This is a genomic window from Nitrospirota bacterium (genome assembly GCA_013388455.1).
In the GTDB taxonomy this organism is placed as follows: Bacteria; Nitrospirota; Thermodesulfovibrionia; order Thermodesulfovibrionales; family SM23-35; genus JACAFF01.
In genome coordinates this window covers 26,041-49,925 of record JACAFF010000041.1, presented here as the reverse complement: position 1 = coordinate 49,925, position 23,885 = coordinate 26,041, and the positions used below count along the sequence as shown (strand labels likewise).

Sequence of the window (23,885 nt, the reverse complement as noted above, 5' to 3'; positions counted from 1 at the left end):
TCAGGGATTATAGTATTTCTTTTTCTTTTTCAAGTATTCCTGTTCAACATATCCGCCGTAATCGTGAGGATACTTATAATCTTTGCCATGACCAAGTTTTCTTGCTCCTAAATAGTGGCTGTTTTTCAGATGATTCGGCACCTCAATAGTTTCTTCAGTAGAAATGTCTTTCAAAGCACCTTCAATTGCTTTATAACAGGCATTACTCTTAGGTGCATTTGCAATGTATATAACAGCTTGTGCAAGAGGAATTCTTGCCTCAGGCATTCCAATGAATTCAACTGCTCTTAAAGCAGAGGTTGCAACAATCAGTGCCATTGGGTCTGCGTTCCCAACATCTTCTGATGCGCATATAACGATACGTCTCGCTATAAAACGTGGGTCTTCTCCAGCATAAATCATCTTCGCAAGATAATAAATAGCTGCATCAGGATCTGAGCCGCGCATACTTTTTATAAATGCTGAGATTGTATCAAAATGCTGATCACCTTTCTTGTCATAAACAACTACTTTTTTCTGAATAGACTCCTCTGCTGTTTGCAAATTTATATAAATCTTCCCATGTTTATCCGGCGCAGTTGTAAGAACAGCAATCTCAAGTGAAGATAAAGCCTTTCTTGCATCTCCATCAGACATTTTAGCGATGTGCTTAAGTGCATCTTCATCAATGATAACATCCTGATTGCCAAACCCCCGTTTTTTATCAAGCAGTGCATGATTCAAAATTTTTAAAATATTTTCTTCTGAAAGAGGCTTCAATTCGAAGACCTGACTTCTCGAGAGTAAAGCTGAATTGACGTAAAAAAATGGATTTTCAACTGTTGCAGCAATAAGTACAATATTTCCTTCCTCAACATCAGGAAGCAAAGCATCCTGTTGTAACTTATTGAAGCGGTGGATTTCGTCAAGAAATACGATAGTGTTTATCCCATTTGTTTTTCTTTTCCTTGCATCTTTTATAACTTTTCTGATTTCATCGAGTCCGATAGTTGCCGCGTTGAGCCATTCGAAATAGGATTTTGTTTTTTCTGCAATCACCCGCGCAAGTGCGGTCTTCCCTGTTCCAGGGGGCCCATAAAGTATGATTGATGAAATTCTATCTGCCTCTATCGCCCTTCTAAGTAATTTGCCAGCCCCGAGTATATGCTCCTGACCTATGTATTCATCAAGGGTTTGAGGACACATTCTAAAAGCGAGAGGTGGAGAAGAGGATGAAATAGCCCTGTCTTTAAATAGTTCCATAAATTATGTTTGCCTAAATGGAAAGAAATTTTCAAGCTATCTAATTCATCATCTCATTGGTAAAATATTAATAGCATGAAAAAATTAATTCTGGTTTTGTTACTTTTTTTATCCTCTTCTGCCTTTTCTCAGGAATACCTTGATGTTACACCTGACTACAGAGTAAAACTTCCAGAGGATTTTTATTTCAAAAAAGACTATAGAGTCCAGTGGTGGTATTTTACAGGACATTTGTTTGATATGAATGGCAGAGAATTTGGATACGAGCTTACATTCTTTGTTGTGAATGTTCAGAAAAGGAATTACAAATCTCAATTCGGCGTAAACAAGATATATATTTCGCATTTTGCCATCTCTGATGTAAACAATAATAAATTTTATTTTTATGACAAAGGAGATTCAGGGGCATATGGGTTCGCAGGTGCAAAAGAAGATGAACTGAATGTCTGGGTTGAGGAGAATACATTGAAAGGTAAAATGAATAAAATGCACATAAAGGCTTTTGATAGCAGTAATATGATCGATCTTGAGTTGATTCCATCAAAGCCTGTTGTTCTTAACGGTGAGAATGGATATTCAAGAAAGTCAGAAGAATCATCTTTGATTTCTTCGATATATTTTTCTTATACAAATATGAAAACCAAAGGGATATTAAAGATAGGTAATCATTCGTTTAATGTAAAAGGGAAGAGCTGGTTTGACAGGGAAATCTCATCAAGAAGCCTTTCAGATAATCAGAAAGGATGGGACTGGTTTGCGATACAGCTTGACGACGGAAGAGAAATAATGCTCTACATGATCAGAAATAAAGATGGTTCTATAGATAAATATTCATCAGGAACGCTCGTATATCCCGGTGGTAAATACCGAAAGCTTTCAAGAAATGATTTTAATATAAAAGTCTTAACTCACTATAAATCTAAAAAAACAAAGGCAAGATATCCTTCTAAGTGGGAAATCTGGCTTCAATCCGAAAATCTTATCCTTTTCGTTACACCCCTTATTAAAGATCAGGAATTTCTGGCTTATGGAACAACTGGTAATTATTACTGGGAAGGCACATGTGAGGTTGACGGGACTTCAAAAGGAAGGGCATATGTAGAGATGACAGGGTACCGAGAATGATAAAACTCGAAGGTGTAGAAAAATATTACGGGAATAATAGAGTTCTCAAGGGTATAAATCTTGAGGTAGAAAAAGCCGAATTTATTTCGATTATGGGTAGTTCAGGTTCTGGAAAATCCACATTGCTTAATCTTATCGGTGGTATGGACAAACCAGAAAAAGGAAGTATCTTTGTTAATGGTTCAGAGATATCGGCATATACAGATGAACAGCTTACACTTTACAGACGAAAGAAAGTAGGCTTTATTTTTCAGTTCTTTAATCTTTTGCCGAATATTTCAGTTGTTGAAAATATTCAAATGCCATTGCTTCTTAATGGAGATGAAAACATAAAGAAGGTCTACGAAATTATTGAACGTGTTGGACTTAAAGGTAAGGAGAACGTTTATCCATATCAACTTTCAGGTGGAGAACAACAGAGAGTTGCAATAGCAAGGGCATTAATACATAACCCTGAAATCATACTTGCTGATGAGCCGACAGGAAGTTTAGACAGCGAGACAGGGATAATGATTATGGAATTGATTACACAACTGGCAAAGGAGACAGGAAAAACCATAATACTTGTTACACATGAATCTTATATAGCTGAATATGCAAAAAGAATTATAAGGATAAAGGATGGATTCATAATAAAGTAAGAAGTAATTAATAACAGCATGCAAATATTGAAACTAATAAAGCTTCTCGTGATTAAAAATATGAAGGAAGAGAAATTTCTTACCTTCCTGTCTGTTATCGGTATTGCACTTGGTGTTGGGCTTTTTGTTGGGGTAAAGGTTGCTTCTGATCAGGCAATATCATCATTTGAATCGAGTATCAAAGGATTGAGTCCATATGAAAATTACGAAATCTATGATATCGGAGGCATAGATTTTGATGAAACAATATACAAGGATGTCCGCATAATTGAAGAAGAAAGCTTCCCTGTCCTGAAAACATTTGGCTACATCCCCGAAATAAAAGAAACGATTGACATTTATGGTCTATATTCTGTCAAAGCACTTCGCTATTTAAATATTGCACCTGAAAAAATTCCATATAGAGAAGAATTCTATAAAGAAATCAACGGGGTACTTATTACCAGAAAATTTGCTGATACGTATTCGTTGAAAAAAAATGACATTATCACGCCATTGGTTTATGACAGACAGTATCCTTTAAAAATACTTGATATTATTGATACAGAATCACTTAATGAAAACACGCTGATAATGGATATTGGAGACTTCCAGGAGTATTTTAAACGATACGGCTATCTCACCCGGATTGACCTCCATACCGACGATGAGACTGCAGATAAGATACAGAACAAGTTACCATCTCATTTAAAGATTCAGAAAAAAGAAGATATATTCAGAAATCAGAAGTCGCTTATTGCATCATTCCGATACAATCTCCAGTTTATAAGTCTTGTTGCCATACTCGTTGGGATATTCCTGCTTTATAACACGATATTCATTTCTGTTGTGAAAAGAAGGACAGAGATAGGTATTTTGAGAGGGATCGGGGCTGACAGGAAAACCGTTATTATTCTTTTCACTGTTCAGGGGATTTTCCTCGGCATATCAGGCTCATTGCTTGGGATATTATTTGGCCAATTAACTGCATATTTTTCTGTAGTCGCTGTAGAAAAAACAATCTCTACCATGTACAGCACAATATCCATCTCCGATTACATAATCACAGGACGTGATGTGATTATGGCTTTACTTCTGGGATTGATTATATCACTTATTGCATCAACAATCCCTGCTTATGAGGCTTCAAAAATAAGACCGAATGAAAGTATAAGAGAAGGGTCATTTGAATATAAGTTCAGAAAATACAAAAAAATATTTTCATTAGCAGGGATTGTTTTCATTATAAGTGGAATCATTATATCTTATCTCGATTATATATATACTCCCTTTGAATTCCCTGTTCTTGCTTATCTGGGAATCCTTTTTATAATTGCCGGCTTTACATTTATATCGCCCTTATATCTTTCGTTACTGTTAAGTCTTATTAAAAGACCCTCAGAAAAAATATTCAGGGCAATAGGAAGAATTACACTTGCTGATATGCAAGGAAATATATACAGGTTTTCAGTTGCTTTAATGAGTGTAGCTATCAGCAGTTCACTGATTATCGCACTTTTTACGCTGATATTTTCATTCAGAAACTCCCTGAGAGGATGGATAAATCAATATATTACAGCAGACGTTTACATAAAGCCGGCGTCATGTAAATCCAATTATTGTTTCTATCCTATCTCAGAAGAAGTAATTGATATTGTGAGGAATTTTCCTGAAGTTACAGGTGTTGACAAATTTCGCGCATTATACATTGAATTGAACGGTAGAAAAGTTATCGCAGGATTTGCTGATATAAAAGTAAAAAGGAAATACTCGGCAAAAAGGTATTTTGAAAGGGAATACGATGCTATTCTAAAAGAGATGGAGGGAGAGGAGAAAGTTGCTGGCATCTCTGATTATCTGAGCATAAAATATGGATTAAAAAAAGGAGATTTTATTGAACTCGATACGCCGGAAGGTAGACAATCATTCAGAATAAATGATGTTTCTTCAAGTTATTCTACAACATCAGGCTTTGTATATATTGACAGGAAATGGTTGAAAAAGTTTTGGGGACTTGATGATGCAACACAATTCAGTGTTTATGTGAAAGAGGGTGTTAATATTGATGCTTTTATCCAGAAGCTAAAAGAAAGACTATCCCCTTACTATGCTGTTGAGATATGGAATAATCAGGGGCTTCGTGACAAAATCATGGATATTTTCAATAAAAGTTTTGCTATAACATATGCAATTGAATTCATATCTATCATTGTCTCACTTATAGGGGTTATCAATACCTTGCTTGCACTTGTATTCGAAAGAAAAAGGGAAATAAGCATAATCAGGTATCTTGGGGGAAAATGGCAGCAGATACAGCAGACCCTGATCCTTTCAGCGGCTGTAGTAGGTATTACAGGGATATTACTGGGGATGCTCCTCGGCCCTTTAATGAGCATAATCTTTATGCATGTAGTGAATAAGATTTCATTCGGATGGAAGATAAATTTCAGTCTGCCATATTTCTATTTATCAATTGTGACAGTTATCCTTTTTCTCACAACATTATTTGCTGGCTTTCTGCCTTCAAAAGTTGCCAGAAAGATTGATCCGAAAAGATTTATAAGTTTTGAGTGAAAAGGTAGAGACATTAAACAATGAAAACTGCTCTTATATATTTAGATGATTTTGTTGCATTTGAATATGGGCCGGATCATCCTTTAAAAACCTTTAGACTTAAACTTACGTATGAGCTTATTAAAGCCTGCGGACTGCTTTCTTTGCCAGACACAAAACTCGTAGAGCCAATAATGGCGAGTAAGGAAGATATGCTGATGTTTCATGATGAGGGCTATATTGATATCTTGAAAATTTTAAATAATGGACGTATGATTCCTGTGGCTGAATTTTATGGAATCGGTATTGGTGATAACCCTGCTTTTAAAGGACTATATGACTGGTCAAGCCTTGTTGCAGGAGCGTCATTGAAGGCAGCATCTCTGGTGGCAAATGGTGAGGTTGATGTTGCATTTAATTTTGCCGGAGGTCTTCATCATGCAATGTCAAATTATGCATCAGGTTTTTGCTATATCAATGATCCCGTTCTCGCAATTATGTCACTTCAGAAGAAAGGATTCAGGGTGGCTTATATCGATATAGATGCACATCATGGTGATGGTGTGCAGGCTGCTTTTTATAAAACGAATAAGGTATTAACAATATCCATTCACGAAACCGGTAATACACTCTTTCCGGGGACAGGTTTTGAAACTGAAGCAGGAGAGGGTGATGGTTTGGGATTTTCAATAAATATTCCCTTGCCTCCAGCTTCAGATGACGAGCTCTTTCTTTACGCCTTCAATGAAGTTGTTCCGCCAATTATAGATAAATTTAAACCAGATATTGTTGTCAGTCAACTCGGAGTGGATTCTTTTTATAATGACCCTCTTGCACATCTGAGTTATTCAATAAAGGGTTTTTATGAGGTTGTCAGAAGGATAAAAGATATATCTCCAAAATGGGTTGCTTTGGGTGGTGGAGGATATAATATGTCTAATGTTGCAAGGGCATGGACTTTAGCCTGGGCGATAATGAATAGTGTTGAGTTACCTGATTATATTCCACAAGAATTTCTCAGTAACTATGCTCAATATGGTTTTCAGAATAAAATGATTGATGATAAGGAATATGATGAATCATCAATAAAAAGGGAGATAATCAAAACAGAAGTAGAACGCGTTGTCCGTTATGTAAAAGATAACATCTTCAGATATCACGGCATATGAGGATTTAGCACTGAGAATGATTTCGCTAAATTTAATCAAAGAACTCTTGAAGGAAGATTGATAAAAGGTTTCAAACTGATTAGAGGCTGTATATAAACTACGACCCCCTTCAACAATGCCCTTTCCCTCAGTGGGCGATGGCTGATAAATAGTCCCATTCTTTGAAGGGAGGGGATGAAGGAGAGGGTTAAATGATATACTATTGCAATCTTTAAAAGTAAAACCTGAAGGAGAATTCATATGTTTCACATAGCAAGTCCAGAGGACATTATTAAGGGGAAAATTACCGATGTTTATTTTGAAAGGTCTTTAAGAATCCTCAAGACAAAAGGAATAAATCCTGTAGTCAAAGCAGAATTTATTGCTAAAAGTCTTCCTGAAAAATGGCAATGGGCTATATTTGCTGGTCTTGAAGAGGCACTCTATCTGATGAAACATCTGCCGGTTAAAGTTAGAGCATTAAAAGAAGGAACAGTCTTTTATCCCTATGAACCCATTATGGAGATAGAAGGCAGATATCAGGACTTCTGTTTATATGAGACAGCAATCCTTGGTCTTATCTGTCAGGCTTCAGGTGTTGCAACAATGGCTGCACGTTTTAAAAAGCTTGCTGGCGAAAAACTTGTTATCAGTTTTGGAGCGCGTAGAATGCATCCTATACTTGCTCCTATGATAGAAAGGAACGCTTATATAGGTGGATGTGATGGTGTCGCAGTAATAAAATCAGGTGAATTAATTGGTGAAGATCCAATGGGCACAATGCCACATGCGCTTGTTTTGTGCTTTGAGTCAACAGTAGATGCTTTAAAGGCATACGATGAAATTCTTGAGCCCAAAATAAAGAGAGTTGCACTTATTGATACTTTTCTTGATGAGAAGTTTGAGGTATTAAATGTGGCTGAAGCTTTGGGTAAAAGGCTTTTTGCTGTCAGGTTTGATACCCCCGGTTCAAGAAGGGGAGATTTCTACAGGATTCTTGAGGAATGTAGATGGGAACTTAATCTGAGGGGATATAAGCATATAAGATTTTATGTAAGCGGTGGAATTAAAGAAGATGATATGCAAGTTTTGAATCCACTGGTTGACGGTTATGGAATAGGCACTTCAATAAGCAATGCTCCTGTTGTGGATTTTGCTATGGATATTATGGAGATTGAAGGAAAACCTCTGGCAAAAAGGGGCAAATGGTCAGGGAGCAAACGGCTTTTGAGATGTCCGAAGTGTAAATCAGATAAGATTGTACCGAATAATAGAGAAAAATATAAATGCTTATGTGGAAAGAAATTTGAAGATATACTTATTCCAGTAATTGATAAAGGCAAACAACTAATTAAGATAGAACAGCCTTCTGAAATAAGAAAGTTTGTTCTCGATAACATCAGAGATATCTCTCTATAATGCCTTCAATCTACATTCTCATTGCCATTTTTCTCTGGAGTTCACTTGGAATTTTCGTAAGATTATCAGATGTTCCAGTGCATATACTTATTTTCTATGTTAATGGAGTTTCACTGATTATTCAGGCAATTATTTTATGCCATAAAAATTATCGCAAGCAGTTGTTTCAGATCAAGAATATAAAGTATCCTTTGATACTGGGAATATTTTCACTTATAAATACTTTCACCTATTTTTATGCTTTCCAGAATACCACAATAGCTAATGCTGTGTTAACCCATTACACTGCACCTGTAATTGTTGCAATCTTAGCACCTGTTTTACTTCGTGAAATCATAACAAAAAGAATTATTATTATAATATTACTGGCATCTTCAGGTCTCTGGATTATGCTGGACGGATTTGCTTTTGAAAAAACTATGACAGCAGGCATAATAGCAGGCCTTATATCAGGATTTGCCTATGCAATCGTCATTATATTGCTCAGAAAATATTCACAGCAGTTTCATCCTTTAGTGTTAACTTTTTTTATAAATCTATTTCTTGGGATATTCCTTTTACCATTTGTTAAAGATTTTCCTTTAAAAGCTATCTGGATTTTTCTGGTCATGGGAATAATCCATTCAACAATTGCACCTATTCTTTACTACAAAGGCCTTCAAAAAGTTACAGCAAACAAGGCAGCAGTCCTTGGTTATCTTGAGCCTGTCTGTGCAATCATGTTTAGTGTTATATTCCTCTTCGAAATGCCAGGAATAAATACCATTATGGGAGGAGTTCTTATTATTTTTTCTGGTTACCTTGCGTTCAAGGGGTAGATTTTCATTGGTTTTTAGTCAACTCGACTAAGTTATTCTAATTGTATTTTTCGGTGTAAAAAATATTTGACAAATAATTAAGCATATGCTATATATTATATTAGAGGCGTGGGTCAGCCTCCTCATATACGCTGAGGGAGTTAATGTATTCCTCAGGGGGTCTCTCTCGCAGGGCAAGGTAGCCCTTGCCCTGTTAAAATTATAACACTTAAATGTTACCTTAAGATCTAATAACATCCACTGGTTGTATTTTGATTGCTTTCTGTGATGGATAGATACCTGCAAGAATGCCTACAGCTATAGTCGATACAAAAGAGATTACATGCCCTGCTGGCGAAATACTAAAAGGTAAGTCTGCAAAAACAAAAATCATAATACTAGCGAAAGAGCTCAATATAACACCCACGGTCCCTCCGCTAAAAGAGATAAAAGAAGCCTCTATTAAAAATTGAAGAATAATGTCCCTTTTCCTTGATCCAACTGCTCTCCTGATGCCGATTTCAACACGCCTTTCATTTACGATAAGTATCATTATAGATAGAATACCTATTCCTCCGATAAGAAAAGATATTACAGCGGAAACTCTTCCAAGAATTTTAATCATTGTCATAGCCTGTGTTTTCAATTCCATAACATCTTTTAAATCTATTACTGTAAAATCGTCGTTCTGGTTATCTCTTATTTTATGGCGATTACGTAAAATAAACTCTATCTCTTTTTTTGCTACAGGAATCAGCGATTCCTCTATTACCTGTACTGAAATATTATTGACATAGTCTTTATTTACAAATCTTCGGAGGAATGTATTGAGAGGAATAAATATCTGATTATCCTGATCAGCACCTGAAATGTCCACTCCCTTCTCTTCCATGATACCTATAACCTGACATGGAACCCTCCAGATGAGTATGTATTTTCCTATCGGATCTTCATCTGTAAATAACCTTTCTGCTACTTTCTTTCCCAGAACAGCAACTTTATTAAGATTTCTATTGTCATCATTTGTAATAAAGTTGCCTTCTTTTACGTGGAAGTTTCTTATATTAGTGTAGTTGGGTGTTACCCCAATCACAAGCACTGATTTAAGGACATTATTCCCATATCTGACAGGGAAATTTTCATTCCCTGAAGGAGAAACATCATGGATTAGTCTTGAACCATTTTTGATTGCTGAAGCGTCATCAACTGTAAGTGTGGTGGCTTCACTTAACAATCGAGTTCTCGTGCCGAATTTTCTTACAATGCCGCTCCTTACTATCAGAAGATTCACACCAAAATTTTCTGCCTCCTGTTCGGTTTTCTTGGACAGTGAATCTGAAAGATTGGATACCACTATAAGAGAGAATGTGCCAAGGAATACACCGAGAACAGCCAGAGAAGTCCTGAGTTTAAAATTCAATAATGAACGAACTGCTATTTTGAGATTTAGAAAAATCCTGTTCATCCTTTAATTGCCTCTACAGGAAGCAGATTTGAAGCTCTATTGGCAGGCTGTAATCCGAAAACTATACCAACAATCCATGAAAGAACTAATCCTACTACAAAAGCCTTCCATGAGAAATGTATTGGAAACTGAGCTATATACATGAGAAGATTCGAAGACAATAGTGCGAGTATAAAGCCACATAGGCCTCCAATGGTAGTTATTAACACTGATTCACCGAGAAACTGATACATTATATCCTTCTTTTTTGCTCCAATTGCTCTTCTTATCCCTATTTCAACAGCTCTTTCTTTTACTGATAGAAGGAATAGATTTGCAAGAACAAAACCAGCTACAATTAATGAAATGACACCTGTTATCCCAAGAAATACAACGAGTGAACCTGTCAAAGCGACGAGGAATTTGACAATATCCTTTGGTGAGATAATTGTAAAATCATCCGGTTCTTCTGGTGGCAGATGGTGTCTTTTTCTGAGAAATAACTTGAGTTCCTGAATATACTTTTGAAGGTTTTGCTGGTCAATGAAACGTATTCTGATTGCAGAGACGTATTTTGTTTCATTCTGTAACTTTCTCATTAGAGTAGTTATCGGGATTATGATCCTGTCATCAAGACGGTCTCCTGCAGGCGTAGTTCCTCGTTCTGATAGAACCCCCACAATCTGTACTGGCATTCTTCCAATAAGAATGGATTTACCTATCGGATCTTGTTCACCGAAGAGTTCTTTAGCAACAAATTGGCCTACGAGTCCGACATTGCGTAAACCTTTCACATCCTCTTCAGTAAAATCAGAACCCTGAATAACCGGCCATGTCCAGACACGACTATAATCACTTGTTGAGCCTACAATCATAGTCTGATATTTTTTTTCTTTATATGAAACTGTTATTTCTCTCATGGATGTCATCGGGACGACTAAATAAGCGCTATAGAATGCCTGTTTTATTGCTTCTATGTCATCAAGAGTTATAGTTTTTTGTCTCTGCCCTGTTGCTCTTGCTTCTTCCCCGCTGCCGAAAACCAATAATGAATCGGGACCAAAACGATCTACTATCTCAAAAGCTTTTTGATATGCACCTTCGGTGGCAGCAACAATAATAGTTATAGATGCTATGCCAAGTGATACACTGATAAGACAGAATAGTGTTCTCAATTTGTAAGCTCTAACAGCCTTTATTGATTGTGAAACAATTTTTATCAACCTTTGCATATTATTTAAAATACTTTCGTCTATAACATCATTCTTTCTTGCTCAAATCGAAAGCATAGGGTGAGTCCATTATTCGATAATAATCCCATCCTTTATATTTATTATTCTCTTTGCATATCCTGCGATGTTTGGGTCATGTGTTATAACAATTAGTGTTTTTCCTTTAGCATGCATATCAGTGAGCAACTGCATGATTTCGCCTGCTGTTTTGCTATCGAGCTGACCGGTTGGTTCATCTGCAAGGAGCAGATCAGGTTCATTAACTAATGCTCGGGCTATTGCAACACGTTGCTGCTCTCCTCCAGAAAGCTGATTAGGTCTGAATTTAATCCTTTCTCCAAGTCCTACCATTTTGAGAAGATCAACAGCATATTTTTCTATCGAATCTTTCTTTGTTTCAATATATAATGTTGGCAATAAAACATTTTCCAGGACTGTAGCATATGGTAGTAAATAAAAATTCTGAAATACGAAACCAATATGTTCATTTCTTATGACCGATAATTCATCATCTGAAAGAGAAGAGACCTCTTTATCCGCAAGAACATATCGACCTGAAGTTGGAACATCAAGACAACCAATGATATTCATGAGTGTTGTTTTTCCTGATCCAGATGCTCCCATAATAGCTACAAACTCTCCCTTTTCTATCTTAAGATTTAATCCCTTAAGAATCTCTACAGGGACATTACCGATCATATAAGTCTTTCTGACATCTTCCATTAAACAAAGAGGCATTGCAAATGATTCCTTTATTTTTAAGATTTTGTTGATACTGGAATGATTAATTTGGTGGCAAGAATATCACCTTCTTTAACGCCTGAAATAATTTCTGTATAATCTTCTCCTCGCAAACCAGTTTTTAATTCAACTTTTTGAGTTTTATCAGGCCCTGTTACAACATATGCAACTTGCTTGCCTTCTTCAAATTTGATTGCTGCATTCGGAGCAATCAGGATGTTATTCTTCTCATTGAAGATTATCTTTATATGAGTTGTCATTTCTGGTCGGAGGTATATTGCGTCATCCTTTGATACCTTTACAATAGCAAGATAATAAACGATGTTATCCTTAACAATAGGTTGTGGATAAATTTTTTCAATAGTCCCATAAAATTGTTTATCAGGAAATGTATCTACAGAATACTCAACCTTCTGTCCGTTTATTACTCTTCCAATATCGGTTTCATCTACATATGTCCACATCTCAAGCAGTGTTGGATCAAGCACTGTTACAAGATTTGCAACCTGAAGACCTGCAACGATTGTTTCGCCTTCCTGAGCAGTTATATCTGCGACAACACCGTCTATAGGGGCATAAATGCGTGTATAACTTAATCTTGTTTCCTGTTGTTTCAACTGTGCAGCGATATCATCGATATTAGATTTAGCAATTTTGCGCTGTGTTTCATATTCACTCTGTAATCTTTTCAAAATTGCGTCTGCCGCATCGAATTGACTTTTTGCTTTGTCAACAGCATCTTTCGTAGTATATTCATGTTCTAATAATTCCTTTTCTCTCTCATAGTTTATTTTCGCATATTCATAATTGGCTTTTGCCTCTCTGATACGCTCAGGATATGATTGTTCTATCTGGATTAAGGTGTTCTCTGCAACTAAGAGGGATGCTTCCTGCTGTTCTACTGCTTTCAGAATCTCTCTGTCATCAATAAGTGCAATAAGTTGCCCTTTTCTTACCCTATCTCCAATTTTTACATTCATCTTTATGATAGTACCTGTTGCACGTGCTCCAACCTTTACAACCGCTCCAACCTGAGGTTTTATGATACCTGTCTCAACGAGAACTCCACGTATACTGCCTTTTTTGACTTCTGCTGTCTCCAGAACCTCTATTGTAGTTTTGTTGAGACTTTTATATATAAAAATAATTACTGCTATAATGATAGCTGAAACTATTGGCAATAAAATTTTCTTCATCATATATTCCTTTCTATATTAATCCTGTAAAGATTCAAGACTATGAATGCCTGCTGTCCTTTCCAGTAATGTCTTAGATAATATAAGGCTCAATTTTGCGTTTACTAATTGTTCCCGTGAATTTGAAAGAAGACTCTCAGCCAGTATAAGGGATAGTATGTCAGCTTTACCAACTTTATACTCTCCCAGCGCTTGTGAATAATTATGTTCTGCCTGTTTTAATTGTTCCTTTGCAACGAGAAGATTTTTTGAGGCAGTAATATAGTCTTGATATGTATTGTTTATATTAAGCAATAATTGCCTTTTCAGGTCATTTAAATTTTCTACTGTAATTCTTCTATCAAACTCTGAAGATCTCAGTGTATAGAATTTGCCTAAATCAAAAATATTCCATCGGGCAGTTAATCCAGCAGTTTTTTCTTCTGAAAAAGAAGTTCTTGATAAATCCCCTCCGGTTTTTATATACGATGCATTTAGATAAATACTCGGGAAGAAAGAACTTCGTGAGACTAATTTATTCTGTTCAGAAATTTTTAAAAGATCTTCAGCCTGTTTTATTTCAGGCCTTTGGAGAGTTATAAAGAAAAGCTTGTCTATATCTGGATATTCATCTTTAATATCAAGAGACCCCTGGAGCACTTCTTCAGTATCAAGTGGATTCCCTATAAGAGAATTTAAATCAGAAAGTGCCTTCTTGTATTCACCTTCAGCCTGGACCAAATTGAATCTTGCCTGCTCAAGTCTCACAGATGCTTGAAGTGTATCTGATAATTTTGCTACGCCAAATTTATATCTTCCTTCAGCAACCTCATAATCTTTTTCAGCATCCTTCAATTGTATCTTTCTCTGTTCCTCGATCTCTTTCTTTGCTATTGCATTGTAAAAAGCGACTTTTACATTGTATTCAAGATCGAGGAGATTCTTCTTGAAATCTTCTGTACTAATGTCGAGATTTAGTCTTGCAATATTCCTTTTTGCCTTTCTATAGCCTCCATCAAAAAGCGTGTAAGCTAATGTGAGGTCATATGTTCTCGAGGTTAATTCTTCCTGTGAAGTAAAAATACGTTGGTGGGTAGTAGATGCATCAATACTCGGCAGGTAAGGTGAAAATGAAGAATGAAAAATAGCTTCTGAAGATTTTATCTGTAATTCAGATGCCTTATATGATGGAAGGTTCTGCTTTGCCAGTGATAACGCTTCCTCAAGAGTCAGCGAATTTGAGATTGAAGGAACGAATAATAAACAGATAATTGAGACCAAGAAGACAGGCCAAAAAATTATTTTTGAAAAATCCATCTGATATTTTTCCTCCCACGAATAAATTCTTTCCTTTTAAATATCTTAAATTAAATTTAAACTTAAAGAAAAGATATATGAAATAGGTGTAAGATAATATATAGATAATAAGGATATAAGAACATCATGGATCCAATTACTCATAGTCTTGCTGGTACAGTTTTTTTCAATCTCGGCTTTAAAAGGAAATTTACCTTATTGGTTATTATCATTTCTTCTCTTGCACCTGATTTTGATTATATTACACGATTGTGGGGTGCAGATGTTTTTCTAAGGTATCACAGGGGTATAACGCATGGGGTTTTTGCTTTAATTGTTGTGCCAGTAATAATCGGACTGCTATTTGGCTACAGGAAAGGTTTCTTTTATTATACAATTATATCTTTTTTTGCATATGCAATACATCTTTTCCTTGATCTTACTAACCAATATGGAACGAGAATTCTATCTCCTTTTGACTGGGAACAATATTCGCTCGATCTGATTTTTATTATTGACCCATATGTTACATTAGGTTTCCTATTTTCTTTAATTTTGCTCAAATTGATGAAAAGAAAAGCAACAGTTATTGCATTCATAACATTTATTCTTCTCTTTTGTTATACAGGTGCTCGATATTATCTACATGGTGAAACAGAAAAATTTCTTAGGGAAAAAGTGGATGCTAAAATTTACAAGCTCTGTCCCCTGCCGAATGATTTTTTGAGATGGTGGTTTATTGTAAAGTCAGGAGACAAGATACAGGTTGGATTTGCTGACCTTTTTACACAGAGGATATGTATTCAGGAGACATATATAAGAGATGAAAGCAATCCTTTCATAGAAAACTCAAAAAATACGCGAGTTGTGAAGAATTTTTTATATTTTGCGCGCTTTCCATATGCTGAAGTTAAAAAAGATTCTGAAAAAATTACGGTGATATGGCGTGAGCTTTCGTTTTCGTTCAGGGCAGGAGAAAATTTTGTTGCTAAGGTAATATATGATATGGATGGGAATGAACTGGGATCATTTTTTAAGTTTTAACTTAACCAAAATAATGCAAATATTGCTCAAAAATTTCTTTAACTCCATTTAAATACTATGTCCTGTCTTTTTTCACAACATCTGCATTATTCTAATTGCATTTTTCTGGTTAACTCGATACACTTTCCTTTTATTATTTTTAAGCTTGAAAGCTTGTTAGTAATTAATATTCTGGATAAGTATGCTCTTGATTACTTAGTCTTAAATAAAACATTATAATGGCAGAAATAATCAGCAGTTCTCCTGAAAAAAACAATGGCCAGTTGAATAATTCAGGAATATATGTTGAGATTATCTCTTGAAATCGTGGGGCCGATGAAAGGCTGTGCAGTCTCGTAATAAAACCACCTTCAATAATAAGTTTTCCATAATTCCAGATAAAAGATGTAAAGATAATTAAAGAGCCACATAATAGTAAAAACCATTCTAATGGTTTAATCCTTACTTCCAGACCTTTTATCTGAAAAGAAAAAATTAATACTGAGATTACAATCATTGTTATGGCACAGATAAGAGGCGCCATAACAGGTCCTGCCCAGACTACAGGTATAAGGAAGAGAATATCCCATGTCAGTAAAGATGGTGGCCAGTTTAATAGCACTTTCAACCAGAAGTAATAAAAAATGTCCCATAAACCGAAACAGAATAGAAAATATGCAAATCTCATATAAAACGACTTACCGGCAATGAAGGCAATTGATATGAGGATGATTATGGTTGAAATTTCACGGAAGAACTCAATAGAGAATCCGTGCAGAGCAATTATTTTAAGAGGGAATTGAAATCCTTCAGGGTAATAAATCTGTCTCAGGTAAACAACTACAGCAGCTTCGAGATAGCCCATTGCAATACCGAAGAGAGTAAGGAATGCAATAGTCATTTTTATCATTTTAATCTGTGATTTTTATCCTAAAAATGTAGCTCATTGAATATAAATGCAGGCACAATGGTGTAATCATATAGTGGTTATAGAAAGATTTAAGTGATACCTTAAAGTTGATTTATTGATATACCATTGATGCTATCTTTACTGTTAAGTCTCCGAGCATGTTTGTATAGCTTCCAAGTTCGTTATCATACCAACCGTATATGACTGCATTAGTTACAGGAATCTCAATCTTGTCAGGGATACAGGCTTCAACGTCTCCTGTAATTTTATAAAGTTTCTTTATATTAAGAGAGATGTTCGCAGTTCTTGTATGCGTTTCATGTCCTTCAATAATTGCAGCAGGACCATATAGTCCGATTATATCAGAAGATACATTTTGCTCATCAGTATATTTTATGTATCCTCTTTTTTCACGTTTTTCAGCTTCGCGATATATATTATTGATAATATCTCTACTAACAGGTGCTTTGTCCGGATCATCATAGAGAGTAATAACAAGAATTATAAGTGAGCCTGTTGAAGTGGGGATGCGTACAGACTCTGCCATAAAACCTATTTTATTCATTTCTGGTATAACAAGGCCTAGGGTTTTAGCAGCACCTGTAGTAGTAAGGATGATATTATTCATTACACTTCTGGTTTTTCTGAGATCTGTTGCACCTGCCTTGGGCAATCTGTCCAGAACAGCTTGAGTTCCTGTAGCAGCATGAATTGTATCCATAGAAGCGCTTATTATCTTTTCTGACCCAAAATAATCCAGCAAAGGCTTAACCATATGTGCAAGACATGTAGTCGTGCATGATGCTCCGGAGATTATGTGATGTTTTGAATGATCATACTCCTGCTCATTGATTCCCATGACAACGGTTATAATATCGCCTGGCATAGGAATATTTTTTTCCTTTATTTTAAAGGGAGCTGATACCAGAACCTTTTCTGCTCCACCTTCGAGATGTCCTCTTACCGATCCTTCCTTTACATCTGCATCAGCAACTGGATTTGTGAACTTGCCAGTTGCCTCAACAACCACTTTAACACCATAGTCTTTCCATGGAATATTTTTGGGATTCCGTGTTTCTCTTAATATAGTTACAGGTATACCATCTATCAGCATAGTGCCATTTTCTTCGTCAACCTGTTCGATTATCCTTTTTGCTTTGTAACCGTAAAGATAATTTTGTAATAAACCATATGTTGAGTCTTTTTCTATATAGAGGGCTATATCATGAAGATTTGACCCCGCTGTTCTGCCAATATTTACTACTATTTCAGAAAAATATTTTCTTCCGATATGATTCCAGAGGGTCAATTTACCTATTCTTCCAAGACCATTAATACCAAGAATTTTCTTTTTCTCAGATATGATTTTCATTTTTTTCTTTTCCATCGTTAACCCCTTATTTTTATTTTTGATTATTATACCACTTAATTAATGGTCTATAAATCTGATATGATTTCTGCCTTAATCTCTTCAATCAGATGTTTACCGGTATATACTGAACCATTTCTTCCGTCGATACTTAAGAAATCTCCCGTCTTTAAAATTCGGTTGTTTATTTTGCATTTCTTTTCTTGTTCCCAAACAATAAGATTGTTGCATCCTACAACACATGTTTTACCGAGACGGTTTGCAATTATTGCAGCATGAGAAGTTGAACCTCCACGCGCAGTAAGAAGGCCATCTGCTGCTGATATATGCTTGATGTCATCAGGCACAGTATCTGATCTTACTAAAATTACATTTGCAGACGGATCTTCTTTCTTAAAATGTTGTATTTCATCTAAATCGAAGACGATTCTGCCGCTCATTGCACCTCCACCTACGCCGATTCCTCGTGAAATATAGTGAGAAAGTAGTTTTTTAGAAGGCATAAAAGCCATGATTTTCTCTTTTCTTGAAATAGTCATATCACGTGTTTGAAGTATAAAGAGCTTGTCCCTACTTTTACCTTCGAAAGTGAATTCTATCTCCTGTGCTCCCCATCTTTCTTTATAAATCAAATCTTTAATTATCGTAAGGAGTTCTTCATAAACTTCAGGAAAGCTTTCTTCGAATGATGGTTCTGTTATTCTGTCTTCAAATGGTTTTTGATCATTTGAAATAGGCAGAGTTTTGACAAGTCCCAATACAATGTCTTCTCCCTGAGCACCTGTAGCAAAGTCACCCCATAACAGAACTTTGTCAGATGATTCATAAGGGTTACGGGTGAAGAGAACACCGGTTCCAGCTTCGGTCCCGAGATTCCCATAAACCATAGCTTGAACTATCACCGCTGTTCCCCAGTTTTCAGAAATACACAACAGTTCGCGATATGTCTGCGCCTTTTTTGAAAACCATGATTGAAAGACCTGCGCTATTGCAATCTTCAACTGCATTTTTGGGTCATCAGTGATTTCTATACCGTTGCTCAGAATAGCTTCTCTGTAAGCAAAGGCCATGTCCTTCATCTGAGTGGGTGAAAATTGAATTTTCTTAGAAACTTTATACTTTAATTTGAACGAATTCATAATGTCATCAAATTTATCCCTCTCCATGCCGTATGACATTCCCCAGCATTGTAGAAATCTTCTGTAACAGTCCCATGCAAACCATGGTCTTTTAGTTTGATTAATGAGTCCCTCAACAATTGATTCATTTATTCCAACATTCAGAAAAGAAATCATCATGCCAGGCATAGAGATGGCTCCCCCACTTCTCACAGAAACTAGAAGTGGATTTTCTGGATTACCAAAAAATTTTCCTGTTAATTTTTCGAGTTTTTTAATCTCTTCAGTAATTCCTTCTTCAAGATGCTCTCTGGCATAAAAAAATTTATTTATTGATTTTTCACAACGGAAAACTTCTGTAGTTATAATAAAACCAGGTGGCACAGGAATTCCCAGAGAAGCCATTTTGACAAGATTATATCCCTTATTGCCCAGATGAATTCTGTCGTATGTTGTATTGTTAGGTGAATATATGTTAGAGAGTGACTTTTTAGGATCATAACTCATAAGCAGATCGAGGTTTTGTATATCAAGTTCTTCAGATTGTTCAAAAAGAGTTTTTAAAATATTACTTATGAATGTGTCAAGCTGTTGCAGGCCAAATGAGCTTGCAACAATTTCCCTCAGGAATTGTTCGGATACTGTATGAATGAATTCAAATTCAGTCTTGGATTTGCCGACTCCGAGATATTTCGGTAGTATATTTTTCTCGCCGATTTGTAAAATGATCTTTTTAAGATTGTTTTTAAAAACATCGTTGTAATAGGTATTAAGAATATCCTGTACTGCTTCTGAAAATCCCTTAAAAATGTCAATATATTGCGAAAAAGAAAATCTTCTTACTTCGAGAGCAACACTTAATAATTCAAGAGTATTTTCGAATCTATTCGATGAAATTCCATCAAGTTGCATTGCTTTGAAAAATAGTTTTGCAAACCTCTCAATATCAAATAAAGTTGCCCTTGTGATAAATTTTAGATTGATTGAACAAATAAGTTCTTCGAAAAGTATATTAGCCAGATTTTCAAGGCGGAATGTTAATGCAAGTGCATCAAATTTCCTCTCATTATACTTACCGTATATCGAGGCTATCCCGACTGCTATATGTCTTTTGCGGAATAAATTTTCAACAGGTTCAAATTTTTCTGGAGACAGTATGATGTCTTTCAGCATCTGCATATAATTCAATACTTCGTCAAGCTTGTCAAAAACATTTCCATTCTCAAGGCTGGTAATTAATGTTTCTGGACTGGGAAGCCCCAGACTCTGAGCAGACTTCAGATGATCTTTGATATGCTGTGGATCGAGTTTATATTTTTTTCTGAGCAGATGATAAAACTTTATAGCGAGAAAAGAACGTTTTTTCTCCCTGGCAGATATATGAGGAATACTATTTGTTATGTGAATTATTTCTTCATCAGATAATGTGATAAGGTCTGTTATTGAATGGAACCCTTTTTCTCTGAAAATGTGATTAAAGATAATATGTAACTCATCGATAAAATGGCCATCTGTTTTTATTCGCTCATAGAGCTCAGAAGGTATAAATTCTTTCAGATAGCTTTTGTTTTTTGTTAACCAAAAGTTGATAACGCTCTCTATAAAATCAACAACTCTATAACTGCTTTCAACATGACTCTGTTTTCGCAGGAAATGAACAAGCAGATCAGCTCTTCCAGTTATTTCATCAATCTCTGTAGAAACTTCTCTTAAAGGACCTTCTGCGCCAACTTCGCTGAAATAGACAGGGAATAATTTTGCCAGCTTTTTCACCAAAAAATAAACAGGTTTAATATCACTATTAAGAAGCTTAGTTACATCCTTCTGAAAGATATCAGTATCATCAATATGGACACCTGCAAGTTTTAGATTGATTATCAGAGCAGATATGAGTGATTTAGACCACTTAGGGCTGTTCTCTATTAGCTCGAGCCATGTGCGAATATTTTTCAAATGAGTTCGGTTTGATTTTACCTGCCATTCTTCTGTGGTGCCCTGAATTTCAGGATATTGAAATCCGAGAGATATTATTTTGTTATGATACCATTCAACAAGTTTGCTGCTACCAGTTGCATATATTTCATTACCAATACTTTGAATCAGGTATAAAACCGTTTCTGGAAAATTGGTCATGCACTTTTTCAGGATAATGAAGAGGTCTACAAGAATTTTCTGTATTTGTTCATGCTGTTCGATTTTTATAATGCTTGAAGCAGTCCGATTTATTTCCCTCAGGGTATTTTCGTGTATACTCGAAAGCCCTTTTGTTTCCATGATTTTAAAAAGATAGGATATTTTTAGATTGAGGTCTCTTGATAAATTACCTGTTATATTTAATTTGCTTATTAGATCCTCGTGATATTTAACAAGTTGAAGATACCCTGGCAACTGTAGAAGTTCTTTTAAACGATGCATTTGATCAGATGAAGCATTTATTGTTTGAAGATGTGACAGGATTTTTTTTAAATTTTCATGTGATAATGGAAATAATAATTCTTTTATATTTTTTAGTTCTTTTTTACTCAGGTCATAATTATTTCCGTCACAAAACCATTTTATAGGATCTGGCTCATTTAACCAGAATTCATAAGTCTCTGAAAAAAATCTGAAAAGCAGGTTGTTGAATTGAACAATGTCCAATTGATTCGGCATCTTGCCGTAAATGATCTGTCCCAATTTTTTCAATTGATGTGGATTGGTGATTAGCATGGAAAAATGGTTTTTATCGAATTGAAAAAGTCTTTGAAAACAGTAATTCAAAATTGCTCCATATTTATTCAGATTATTACTGCCATCAATAAGAATTTTTTCAATATAAAAGATAAGCCCATCTATTGCGGCCTGTTGCACGGATGGATCTGTTGAAGAATCTATGGCCTCCAGAAAAATAGATATTACTGCTTTGATTGCTTCACTTCCTTTTTCATGATGGTCGTGAAGATAAAAGTTTTTTAGAGCATGATTTTTTAATTCTTTAACAATTGTATCCCATTTTCTCGGAGAACTTTTTAATTCTCGAAATAATATTTCAGAAGCACTCATTATGCCAGGATAGGCTTTTACTACATCCTGTAGAATTTCATATTCAGATGGTGATTCCTTAGCTATATTTGTTGTCATCTTAAATCCCTTTTTCATTATATAATATAATATTTTATACGGAAAACTATTATATTTGACCCAGATATACCTATAAAATTCTAATTGCAAGCCCTTAAACCATTTGGGATGTGACAATCTGGTTATTGAATATATTTTTAGGGTTAATTTATTACAGGAAATGTATAATTGTTCATTGTGAAAAAAATCTTAAAAGTATGTGAGATATTTACTAGCATACAGGGAGAGTCAAGCTTTGCAGGTATTCCTTGTACTTTTATCAGATTAACGGGTTGTAATCTCAGGTGCACTTATTGTGATACAAAATATGCATATAATGATGGAAAAGAAATGAGTGTAAAACAAATCCTTACAGAAGTCGAACGTTACGGGTTTAACCTTGTTGAGATTACAGGTGGAGAACCATTGCTTCAAGCAGGTGTTTATCAACTGATATCAAATATCATTGATAATAATCACACTGTTTTAATAGAAACAAATGGTTCGGTATCTATAAAAGAAGTTGATAAAAGGGCTATCATCATACTTGATATTAAGACGCCTGGAAGTGCAATGAGTGAAAAGATGGATTTTTCAAACTTTGAACTATTGAAGAATAATGATGAAGTAAAATTTGTTCTTACAGATAGGTTAGATTACGAATGGGCAAAAGAGGTTATTGTTTCTAATAATCTTCAAAAAAAATCTCATTTACTCATGTCTCCAGCATATGGAATACTTCCTCCTGAAAGACTTGTTGAATGGATGCTCAAAGACAAACTCGATGCACGATTGAATTTGCAGATTCACAAATATATTTTTGGTGTTGAAAAAAGGAGAGTATAAATTATTTTATTTGATTTCGCATTTCATCAGATATGCACCACCTTGATGTGGTATTAAAGGATGGTAATCAATTTTAATTTTTTTCATAATTTGAAAACCTCGTTTTTCATAAAACCTCAATGCATTTGAGTTGTCTGCAAATACAATCAGGCTTAGTGTTTTGAAACCGCTTTCTATTGCTTTCTCAAAGGCGATGGAGAGTAACGTACTACCAATTCCGCGCTTATGATATCTTTCATGCACACTAAGTGTATCAATAAAAAAACTATCTGGAAGTTTTGAATAATACATATCCTTTAAGTGCTCTAAACGTTCTCTTGGAAGAACATATTTCATCTCTTCTGTAATTCCGTAATATTCAGATGGATAGGTTAAGATCATCCCTGCTATCTCATTATTAAACTCAGCTACAAATATATTTTTATAAGTATAATGACTATTGTATTCCTTTAGATATTGAGCAACAATCTGAACAGGACTCAATTCCATGGTCAAATTGTAAAAGAGGAAATTTAGAAGCCCACCAGAAGCAATATCGATTAATTCTGCTATCTGTAAACAGTCATCTTTTTTAGCACTTCGATAAATGATATCCATTTTTATTTAAACTCGCTCAATTATATCAGAGAGAGGGTAAAAATATTTTCATTTTAGCCGAGGTAATGCAGATAAATTAAAATGTAACAAATCAGTAAAATATCATTTGCTAAAATTTAGCATTTGCTTTA

Annotated in this window: 18 protein-coding genes; 8 read left to right on the top strand and 10 right to left on the bottom strand. The window is 35.2% G+C overall.

What is annotated here, in order from left to right; translation table 11 throughout:
* Complete coding sequence (locus HXY53_10150; GenBank protein NWF76904.1) at nt 1–1,242, bottom strand: replication-associated recombination protein A; 1,242 nt, start codon at nt 1,240–1,242, stop codon at nt 1–3.
* Nucleotides 1,243–1,317: 75 nt separating this feature from the next.
* Here HXY53_10150 and HXY53_10145 point away from each other — a divergent pair, with 75 nt between their 5' ends.
* From HXY53_10145 to HXY53_10120, 6 genes are all read left to right on the top strand, one after another.
* The gene (locus HXY53_10145) at nt 1,318–2,367 is read left to right on the top strand and encodes a carotenoid 1,2-hydratase (protein ID NWF76903.1); all 1,050 of its coding nucleotides are present in this window, start codon (nt 1,318–1,320) and stop codon (nt 2,365–2,367) included.
* A complete protein-coding gene (locus tag HXY53_10140; protein ID NWF76902.1) occupies nt 2,364–3,008 on the top strand; it encodes an ABC transporter ATP-binding protein in 645 nt (214 codons plus the stop codon). Before HXY53_10145 ends, HXY53_10140 begins: the two co-directional genes overlap by 4 nt.
* An 18-nt stretch (nt 3,009–3,026) precedes the next feature.
* Nucleotides 3,027–5,561, top strand: a complete 2,535-nt coding sequence (locus HXY53_10135; protein ID NWF76901.1) for an FtsX-like permease family protein — start codon at nt 3,027–3,029, stop codon at nt 5,559–5,561.
* 20 nt (nt 5,562–5,581) lie between these two features.
* Nucleotides 5,582–6,709 carry an acetoin utilization protein AcuC gene (locus HXY53_10130; protein ID NWF76900.1) on the top strand — a complete coding sequence of 376 codons (1,128 nt, stop codon included), beginning with the start codon at nt 5,582–5,584 and terminating at the stop codon, nt 6,707–6,709.
* Nucleotides 6,710–6,949: 240 nt separating this feature from the next.
* Nucleotides 6,950–8,107 (top strand): nicotinate phosphoribosyltransferase, encoded by a 1,158-nt coding sequence (locus HXY53_10125; protein NWF76899.1) that lies wholly within the window; start codon nt 6,950–6,952, stop codon nt 8,105–8,107.
* Nucleotides 8,107–8,925: an EamA family transporter gene (locus HXY53_10120; GenBank protein ID NWF76898.1), complete on the top strand. Its 819-nt coding sequence runs from the start codon at nt 8,107–8,109 to the stop codon at nt 8,923–8,925. Before HXY53_10125 ends, HXY53_10120 begins: the two co-directional genes overlap by 1 nt.
* Nucleotides 8,926–9,145: 220 nt before the next feature.
* Here the strand turns inward: HXY53_10120 and HXY53_10115 are convergent, their stop codons facing one another.
* The 5 genes from HXY53_10115 to HXY53_10095 all read right to left on the bottom strand — a co-directional run bounded on the left by HXY53_10115 (nt 9,146) and on the right by HXY53_10095 (nt 14,813).
* Nucleotides 9,146–10,369: an ABC transporter permease gene (locus HXY53_10115; protein NWF76897.1), complete on the bottom strand. Its 1,224-nt coding sequence runs from the start codon at nt 10,367–10,369 to the stop codon at nt 9,146–9,148.
* Nucleotides 10,366–11,580 carry an ABC transporter permease gene (locus HXY53_10110; protein NWF76896.1) on the bottom strand — a complete coding sequence of 405 codons (1,215 nt, stop codon included), beginning with the start codon at nt 11,578–11,580 and terminating at the stop codon, nt 10,366–10,368. Before HXY53_10110 ends, HXY53_10115 begins: the two co-directional genes overlap by 4 nt.
* A 69-nt stretch (nt 11,581–11,649) precedes the next feature.
* Complete coding sequence (locus HXY53_10105) at nt 11,650–12,318, bottom strand: ABC transporter ATP-binding protein (protein NWF76895.1); 669 nt, start codon at nt 12,316–12,318, stop codon at nt 11,650–11,652.
* 20 nt (nt 12,319–12,338) lie between these two features.
* The gene (locus HXY53_10100; protein NWF76894.1) at nt 12,339–13,520 is read right to left on the bottom strand and encodes an efflux RND transporter periplasmic adaptor subunit; all 1,182 of its coding nucleotides are present in this window, start codon (nt 13,518–13,520) and stop codon (nt 12,339–12,341) included.
* 15 nt (nt 13,521–13,535) lie between these two features.
* Complete coding sequence (locus tag HXY53_10095; GenBank protein ID NWF76893.1) at nt 13,536–14,813, bottom strand: TolC family protein; 1,278 nt, start codon at nt 14,811–14,813, stop codon at nt 13,536–13,538.
* Nucleotides 14,814–14,939: 126 nt separating this feature from the next.
* On the opposite strand from HXY53_10095, the gene HXY53_10090 reads away from it, so the two are divergent.
* Entirely contained in the window at nt 14,940–15,836 is an 897-nt protein-coding gene (locus HXY53_10090; protein NWF76892.1) for a metal-dependent hydrolase, read from the top strand.
* 163 nt (nt 15,837–15,999) lie between these two features.
* On the opposite strand, the gene HXY53_10085 is transcribed toward HXY53_10090, so the two are convergent.
* From HXY53_10085 to HXY53_10075, 3 genes are all read right to left on the bottom strand, one after another.
* Nucleotides 16,000–16,725: a hypothetical protein gene (locus HXY53_10085; GenBank protein ID NWF76891.1), complete on the bottom strand. Its 726-nt coding sequence runs from the start codon at nt 16,723–16,725 to the stop codon at nt 16,000–16,002.
* 112 nt (nt 16,726–16,837) lie between these two features.
* Nucleotides 16,838–18,097, bottom strand: a complete 1,260-nt coding sequence (locus HXY53_10080; protein NWF76890.1) for a glyceraldehyde-3-phosphate dehydrogenase — start codon at nt 18,095–18,097, stop codon at nt 16,838–16,840.
* 65 nt (nt 18,098–18,162) lie between these two features.
* Nucleotides 18,163–22,332, bottom strand: a complete 4,170-nt coding sequence (locus HXY53_10075) for a hypothetical protein (protein NWF76889.1) — start codon at nt 22,330–22,332, stop codon at nt 18,163–18,165.
* Between the two features lie 186 nt (nt 22,333–22,518).
* Here HXY53_10075 and HXY53_10070 point away from each other — a divergent pair, with 186 nt between their 5' ends.
* Nucleotides 22,519–23,157, top strand: coding sequence for a radical SAM protein (locus tag HXY53_10070; protein ID NWF76888.1), 639 nt, complete (start codon nt 22,519–22,521; stop codon nt 23,155–23,157).
* A gap of 6 nt (nt 23,158–23,163) precedes the next feature.
* Here HXY53_10070 and HXY53_10065 read toward each other — a convergent pair whose 3' ends face one another.
* Complete coding sequence (locus tag HXY53_10065) at nt 23,164–23,754, bottom strand: GNAT family N-acetyltransferase (GenBank protein NWF76887.1); 591 nt, start codon at nt 23,752–23,754, stop codon at nt 23,164–23,166.
* Nucleotides 23,755–23,885: the final 131 nt, after the last annotated feature.

Coding starts and splice junctions, on each gene's coding strand:
- HXY53_10085 (NWF76891.1), bottom strand. CDS start 16,725: ATGATAAAAATGACTATTGCATTCCTTACTCTCTTCGGTATTGCAATG.
- HXY53_10105 (NWF76895.1), bottom strand. CDS start 12,318: ATGCCTCTTTGTTTAATGGAAGATGTCAGAAAGACTTATATGATCGGT.
- HXY53_10110 (NWF76896.1), bottom strand. CDS start 11,580: ATGCAAAGGTTGATAAAAATTGTTTCACAATCAATAAAGGCTGTTAGA.
- HXY53_10080 (NWF76890.1), bottom strand. CDS start 18,097: ATGAAAATCATATCTGAGAAAAAGAAAATTCTTGGTATTAATGGTCTT.
- HXY53_10140 (NWF76902.1), top strand. CDS start 2,364: ATGATAAAACTCGAAGGTGTAGAAAAATATTACGGGAATAATAGAGTT.
- HXY53_10130 (NWF76900.1), top strand. CDS start 5,582: ATGAAAACTGCTCTTATATATTTAGATGATTTTGTTGCATTTGAATAT.
- HXY53_10135 (NWF76901.1), top strand. CDS start 3,027: ATGCAAATATTGAAACTAATAAAGCTTCTCGTGATTAAAAATATGAAG.
- HXY53_10100 (NWF76894.1), bottom strand. CDS start 13,520: ATGATGAAGAAAATTTTATTGCCAATAGTTTCAGCTATCATTATAGCA.
- HXY53_10145 (NWF76903.1), top strand. CDS start 1,318: ATGAAAAAATTAATTCTGGTTTTGTTACTTTTTTTATCCTCTTCTGCC.
- HXY53_10095 (NWF76893.1), bottom strand. CDS start 14,813: ATGGATTTTTCAAAAATAATTTTTTGGCCTGTCTTCTTGGTCTCAATT.
- HXY53_10065 (NWF76887.1), bottom strand. CDS start 23,754: ATGGATATCATTTATCGAAGTGCTAAAAAAGATGACTGTTTACAGATA.
- HXY53_10125 (NWF76899.1), top strand. CDS start 6,950: ATGTTTCACATAGCAAGTCCAGAGGACATTATTAAGGGGAAAATTACC.
- HXY53_10075 (NWF76889.1), bottom strand. CDS start 22,332: ATGACAACAAATATAGCTAAGGAATCACCATCTGAATATGAAATTCTA.
- HXY53_10090 (NWF76892.1), top strand. CDS start 14,940: ATGGATCCAATTACTCATAGTCTTGCTGGTACAGTTTTTTTCAATCTC.
- HXY53_10120 (NWF76898.1), top strand. CDS start 8,107: ATGCCTTCAATCTACATTCTCATTGCCATTTTTCTCTGGAGTTCACTT.
- HXY53_10150 (NWF76904.1), bottom strand. CDS start 1,242: ATGGAACTATTTAAAGACAGGGCTATTTCATCCTCTTCTCCACCTCTC.
- HXY53_10115 (NWF76897.1), bottom strand. CDS start 10,369: ATGAACAGGATTTTTCTAAATCTCAAAATAGCAGTTCGTTCATTATTG.